The sequence below is a fragment of the Prevotella sp. AM23-5 genome (assembly GCF_003473645.1).
Classification (GTDB): domain Bacteria; phylum Bacteroidota; class Bacteroidia; order Bacteroidales; family Bacteroidaceae; genus Prevotella; species Prevotella copri_A.
In genome coordinates, this window is sequence record NZ_QUCG01000051.1 from 21,878 (window position 1) to 27,964 (window position 6,087).

The 6,087-nt window shown below is 42.5% G+C and carries 7 protein-coding genes; 3 read left to right on the plus strand and 4 right to left on the minus strand.

The features are described from left to right. Positions 1 to 4: 4 nt before the first annotated feature. The 3 genes from DW657_RS12265 to DW657_RS12280 form a co-directional block, all read right to left on the minus strand. Complete coding sequence (locus tag DW657_RS12265; protein ID WP_118312725.1) at positions 5 to 496, minus strand: DUF3990 domain-containing protein; 492 nt, start codon at positions 494 to 496, stop codon at positions 5 to 7. Further along, positions 493 to 972: a helix-turn-helix domain-containing protein gene (locus DW657_RS18170; protein WP_199658358.1), complete on the minus strand. Its 480-nt coding sequence runs from the start codon at positions 970 to 972 to the stop codon at positions 493 to 495. Before DW657_RS18170 ends, DW657_RS12265 begins: the two co-directional genes overlap by 4 nt. A 179-nt stretch (positions 973 to 1,151) precedes the next feature. Then, positions 1,152 to 1,784, minus strand: a complete 633-nt coding sequence (locus DW657_RS12280) for a nitroreductase family protein (protein ID WP_118312729.1) — start codon at positions 1,782 to 1,784, stop codon at positions 1,152 to 1,154. A gap of 286 nt (positions 1,785 to 2,070) precedes the next feature. Between DW657_RS12280 and DW657_RS17575 the strand changes: the two genes are divergently transcribed. The 3 genes from DW657_RS17575 to DW657_RS12290 all read left to right on the plus strand — a co-directional run bounded on the left by DW657_RS17575 (position 2,071) and on the right by DW657_RS12290 (position 5,341). Beyond that, positions 2,071 to 2,748, plus strand: coding sequence for a hypothetical protein (locus tag DW657_RS17575; protein WP_147381937.1), 678 nt, complete (start codon positions 2,071 to 2,073; stop codon positions 2,746 to 2,748). Positions 2,749 to 3,005: 257 nt separating this feature from the next. After that, positions 3,006 to 3,437: a nitroreductase family protein gene (locus tag DW657_RS12285; protein WP_118312726.1), complete on the plus strand. Its 432-nt coding sequence runs from the start codon at positions 3,006 to 3,008 to the stop codon at positions 3,435 to 3,437. A gap of 11 nt (positions 3,438 to 3,448) precedes the next feature. Beyond that, entirely contained in the window at positions 3,449 to 5,341 is a 1,893-nt protein-coding gene (locus DW657_RS12290) for a DNA mismatch repair protein MutS (protein ID WP_118312727.1), read from the plus strand. 256 nt (positions 5,342 to 5,597) lie between these two features. Here DW657_RS12290 and DW657_RS12295 read toward each other — a convergent pair. Then, positions 5,598 to 6,087: Type 1 glutamine amidotransferase-like domain-containing protein (locus DW657_RS12295; protein ID WP_118312730.1), on the minus strand; the 490-nt coding region annotated here is incomplete at its 5' end.

Sequence of the window (6,087 nt, forward strand, 5' to 3'; positions counted from 1 at the left end):
ATTCTCAATCTTTAATGAGTTCATTAATAGCCTTTTGTGTACAAAAGCAATATTGTATATAGCTAAGTCCAAATTGGGATATTCTGGAAACCAGAATACTCAAGTTGCTTTCATCAAGATAAGCTTCCCCACATTGGCGTATATAGTTTTTTATTTCTTGATCTATGAAGGCATCTGCTACGGGTCCTATAACAATATCGTAGTCATGCTTGAATCCGCTTTCTTCCCTGTTCTGGAGAATGAACTTTGCCCATTCCGTAGTGAATCCTTCAAAGATTTTAATTTGAAGTCCTTTTTTCTCACCTATATTAGGATAAAACAGGAACGCATTGACTGTAATTTTTCCTCCATGAAGAAAAGTGCTGCGTTTGCCCATTTGCCAAGCTCTTTTCCAATTTGGAGTGAGATAGAATCCTTTGCCAAAATCGTTTTTCCCTTTGCATTTGGAGAGATTAGGAGTAAGAATCTCTGTATAACTTCCATGCAGCAATCTCATGACGCCATTACCCTCCTTTCCTTTTTCTTAGCTTTTGCAATATGGTTATTGCAGATACAAGTCAAATCCTCTATGATCTGTTCCCTTGGCAGAGTCTGCTCTATTTCCCAATTCTCCTCCAAAAATCTGATGCCTTGATTCTTTTGGAGGAAGTTGAAAGCTTTCTGCTTGGTAATTTTCTTGTCTTCTGCAAACCAGCAAGCTGCAACTGTGACAAAGATTGTTGCCTTCATCATAGTCTCTGCTGACGGATACTGACTGTCTATATGTACACTCAGTTTCTCACCCATAGCTTCCAGAAGGACGGAAGCATCATCTATAGAAATATTGGTCTTGCCACTCTCTATCTTACTGATGCTGCTTTTGCCCAACCCTACATATTCTCCAAGAGCCTCTTGCGATAGCCCTTTTTCCTGACGAACTTTTTTCACTATGCCACCCAGGATATTATCCGTATTATCGAATTTCTTTTTCATATCTGTCCTTTTTGGAGCAAAAATAGCCAAAGTTTCCCAAACGAGCAACTTTTTTAACTTAAAGTTGTATAAAAAGAACTTGAAGAAGATATTTCATATTTTGCCTACATGTTTCAAAAAGATGCATATCTATCTTCAAACGTTGATGTCCTGTTTCAGGACATCAACCTTCATCTGTCTTAATCCATGAACTTGATCATATCCTGGCGTCTTGGCTTTGCCTCCGGCGATTCATCAGGATAACCCAGGGCGATGCAGTAGAGCAGTTTGTAACCCTTGGAGAATGCCATGCGGTCGAGATAAGGCTTGGCCGACGGAGAATCCAGTATCCAACGGGCTGAACTGCCCAGGCAGCAGGAACCGATGCCCTTTGCCCATGCTGCAAGAATGATGTTCTCGCCAAGCAAACCGCAATCAATCTGTGCCATATCATAAGTAGTATCGTAGGCGATGCAAACCACGCATGGAGCATTCACGAAGATGTTCTTGAAGCCCTTGCGCTCTGCTATCTTAGGATTATCCTTTACCACGGCTTGGGTTATCGAATCGATGAGTGCAGGAGAATCTATCACTCTGATTTCGTACGACTGCAGATTCTGCCCGTTTGGCGCATGGATGCCGCATTTCAGAATCTCGTTCAGGGTATTGCGGCTGATGACGGAATCCTTGTAAGCACGGATGCTTCTGCGACTCATCATCAAATCGGTTACCACACTTGCAGAGTCAACGCTGGTCGTTGCCTCCGGCTGTCTGTTCTCGTTGCAGGCAGTCAACATCAGTGCTGCTGCCAAACCTAAGAAAATCTTCTTCATATTATTCATGATTAAACTTATATGATTAAACTTATATTGATAATTAGTATTCATCTATGTAGCGTTATTAGTATATAACGTGCAAAGATAGCAACAAATATTGATATCCAAGAAGATACGTTATGCTTTTTAAGAGTTTTTATCGGTCTCTCTGCCATTCTTTTAACAAGTATATATCATAGCCAAACATTTTCCACCTATTTTGCTAGAATTTCCCAAAAACTTCGTATCTTTGCAATGGCTTTATACAAGATAAGCTGTTAAAAAAATCATCAAACGTAGAATTATGGAAAGAAAAAGTTATTCTATAGATATAAAACGCATTGCACAATATGCCATGTATGCATATTGCATTTTCGCATTGTTTTCGCTGGCATTTTCTGTTTGCAGACAAGCGGGCTTATCCTTCAGAACAAGTCCCATCCTGATTCCAATAAGTCCCATCCTGGTTACCATCAAGCAACTGGTCTTGCAGCTCGCCCCTATAGCTTTATGGGGAATATTCCGCTGCACGCTACCGGCAGGCGTAAAATTGCTACGACGCTGCAGCGAGTTGATGGTACTTTACTATGTGCTCTCATTCATCCTGGGCCAATGCTTCAATCTTCATCTCGTAACGATGATGCAGAACGGACAGATTACCCAAATGGCTTCCATACTCACCTGGACAGAAAGCACGATGGGCCTGATTTCCGTCATCGCCTCCCTGGTTGCCGGCTGCCATCTGTGCAGCAAGCACAGGGGCAACATGCGCAAACTGGGCATAGCCCTTGTCCTGGTTTTCATGGTATGGCTGATATGCTCAAATCTCCTCCCTGCGGCAGTGTTTTATCTGGCAGGTAACACCCAGCAGACAGCCTTCACCTGCATGAATCTCATCAGTATGATAACCACAACATCGGCTTATATATACGCATACTATAGAATGTATCGGGCGATAAAAACTATAGGATGTATCGGGTAATAAAACTAAATAAATACAAATTCTCGGATATACAGTTTTACAGAAAGTGTTATCAGTTCTACAGAAAGAAATTTGCAATGCACTGCAAATTTACCGAAAAACTTTCGTATATTTGCAGCGCATTTCATTTTTAGCAATCAAGATAGAATGCAAAATGAATAGCAAAGTGAATAAATAGAACATAAAGAGAATATGTGCTCGACTGGCTTATGGAATGCTATGATTCGACTAAAAAATAAGACTCACATAGAAAAGCAATGATGGAAAAGAATCAGATTTTTGAAAATATCATGAGCCGTACATCGGTGAGAAGCTATACAGACATGCCACCGCTCGCCATTGTGGTTTGCGGATGTCTGGACAAGACACTGGAAGGCATCGAGCAGGAGTTCTGGATTCAAGACTGTTCGGCAGCCACGGAGAACATCCTGCTGATGGCTCACGGCTTGGGACTTGGCGGAGTATGGACAGCCCTCTATCCCCTGAAAGAACGATACGAGGGAATGCAGCAACTGCTGCATCTGCCCAAGACGATGATTCCGCTCAACACCCTCATCATCGGGTATCCGAAGAATCAGATGGCAGCAAAGGATAAGTGGAAAGAGGAGAATATTTCCTATAATAAATTTGATGGAGAAAAATTCATAATACAAGAGAAAGAAGAAGAAATAGGAAAAGAAGAAAAATAATAATAAGGAGTATGAATATCAAGGAGAATTATCAACAATATGTAAGCCGATACGCTTCTGAGGTGGCTGCCCTGAAGCGTAAGAATACGGGATTTATAACGGGCGAGCTGCTGGCTTTTGGCGGCATCCTCACCTTCCTGATCTGCTATTTCGCATTGGATGGAGATACGCAGAACTATCTGTTGGGGGCGGTGCTGTGCCTGATTGCCTATCTGGGAATCAGACGACTTGACGACAAGAACAAGGAGAAGATAGAGCATCTTTCGGCATTGCTCAAGGTTTATCAGGACGAAATCAAGGCTTTGGAGGGCGATTTCTCACCTTTCGAGACGGGCGATTCCTATCAGAATCCGCAGCATCCTTATTCCTTCGACCTCGATGTCTTCGGCAAGAGTTCGCTGTTCAACCGCATCTGCCGAACCATCACATCGGGCGGTTCGGAGGCACTCGCCAGGAATCTTACCCGGGAAACGCCTCTGACCATGGAGGATATCAAAAGAAGAAGGGATTTGCAGAAGGAATTGGCGGGAGAAGGCGAAAACTGGCGAATGGAATTTCTGGCACTTGGCGAAAAGAACAGAAGCCAAACTGCGGATGGCAAAATGGTGAATGGCAAGATGAAGAAGATAGATTCTGCTGCGGTGGTGGATGCGATGCAGAAGGTTTCGAAGATGGAGGTGCCGGCATGGTTTGGGTCTCCGATTTCGTTCGTTATCGGATGGCTAATGATTATCGGAGTCATAGGTTCCGTGATTTTATCAATATGCGATATGGTTTCGGTGGATTTTGCCCTGTGGTGGGTGTTGGTTCAATACATGGTGGTATTCTTCGTCTGCAAACAGACACTTGACAAGATAGACAGCAATGGCGGCAAGCTTCGTCATCAGCTCATCGCCTATGCTCAGATACTTCAGCTTATCAACAGGCGCAATTTCCATAGCGAATTAGGCAAGGAAATGCAGGATTCCCTGGCAGATGCCCTGCCTTCCTTTGCCCAACTGGAAAAGATATTGAAGGGGTATGACAGAAGAGGCAACTTCCTGGGTCTTTTCTTCACCGATGCCTTCATGCTGAGCGATTTCTTCCTGGTTCGCAGTTTCCTGAAATGGAAGAATACCTATATGGTGAAGATGGAGGAATGGATGCATATCATCAGCGAGATGGATGCAATGGTTTCGATGGCGGATTTCAGATATAATCATCCGGAGGCGGAAGAGGCGGAATTTGTTTTGGGAAGTCCGGAAATCGTGTTCGAGGGAAAGAATCTCTATCATCCTTTCCTGGGAACCAAGGCGGTGAAGAACGATTTCACCATCAAGGACGACAACTATTATATCATCACCGGAGCCAACATGGCGGGAAAGAGTACCTTCCTCCGTTCGCTGGGCGTGAACTATATCCTGGCAATGGCGGGTATGCCGGTGTTTGCAGATCTGCTGAAGATTTCCCGTTTCAGATTGTTCTCGAGTATGAGAACCACCGATGATTTGACGCATGGCATCTCTTATTTCAACGCTGAATTGATTAGATTGGAGGAGCTTCTGAAATTCTGCAAGGAAAGTGCAGAGGGAATGTCCTGCAACGAAAGTATAGAGGGCAATAAGGAACCACTCCGAACGCTGATTATTCTGGATGAGATTCTGAAAGGAACGAATTCATTGGATAAACTGAATGGTTCGAGAAAGTTCCTCGAAGCCATCGCCAAGCAGCCAGTGAGCGGCATCATCGCTACCCACGATTTGGAACTCTCCAAGATGGAGAATGATGCATCAGGCAAATTCCACAACTATTGTTTCGAGATAGATTTGGGCACGGATGTTACCTATACTTATAAGATACAGAAGGGCGTGGCAAGAAACCAGAATGCCACCTTCTTACTGAATAAGATTCTGGAGAAATATTAGAATAGAATTAATAAAAGCACTACTATAAGATTTATAAAACTCCCTTTTTACAAAAGTGTGTCTGATGCATACTAACTCATAATTATACGAAACACCACACTTTTATTCATTTTCTATTCATTTCCGGCTAATGGGTATTCATTTTTAATCTAAGTTATCATGCAATTTATTAGAATGGAATTTTTGAAAGAGCCAGCACCTTGAATGGGCTGACTCTTTCAATGTCACTTGTAATTGACAAACTGGAATTTTCAAATTAGTCTTTGCAAATAACCTTTGAATCTTCACCATCAATTACAATTCCCTGACGGTTGTTAATTGGGCATAGATTCAAATCCGAAAACTCAGTCATTATTTTCTCGGTAACTTTCTTAAATGGTGCTGTAAGATAATGCGGAAGAACATAGAAATCAATCAAATCAATCCCTGCATCATCTTCTTGTGAGTAGTCCTCCGGCTTTTCATCCATTTGCTCGATATATTGGATGCTTGGAGCGCATATAATTGCGCCTGCCGACTCGCCGATCATCAATTTTCCATTTGCCAATTCCTTTTTCAGCAGTCCATCAGTTCCCGTTTTACGGAGCTGGTCCATAAGAAAGAAAGAATTTCCGCCGGTAAAATATATCACATCTGCTTCTTCAAAAACAGACTGTATCATTGAATAAGCCTCCGTTGAAATATCAATTTCAGTTACGATCGCTCCCAACTTTTTGAATAACCTTAATTCCGCAACACTATAATTT

Coding starts and splice junctions, on each gene's coding strand:
- DW657_RS12265 (WP_118312725.1), bottom strand. CDS start 496: ATGAGATTGCTGCATGGAAGTTATACAGAGATTCTTACTCCTAATCTC.
- DW657_RS18170 (WP_199658358.1), bottom strand. CDS start 972: ATGAAAAAGAAATTCGATAATACGGATAATATCCTGGGTGGCATAGTG.
- DW657_RS12280 (WP_118312729.1), bottom strand. CDS start 1,784: ATGAAGAAGATTTTCTTAGGTTTGGCAGCAGCACTGATGTTGACTGCC.
- DW657_RS17575 (WP_147381937.1), top strand. CDS start 2,071: ATGGAAAGAAAAAGTTATTCTATAGATATAAAACGCATTGCACAATAT.
- DW657_RS12285 (WP_118312726.1), top strand. CDS start 3,006: ATGATGGAAAAGAATCAGATTTTTGAAAATATCATGAGCCGTACATCG.
- DW657_RS12290 (WP_118312727.1), top strand. CDS start 3,449: ATGAATATCAAGGAGAATTATCAACAATATGTAAGCCGATACGCTTCT.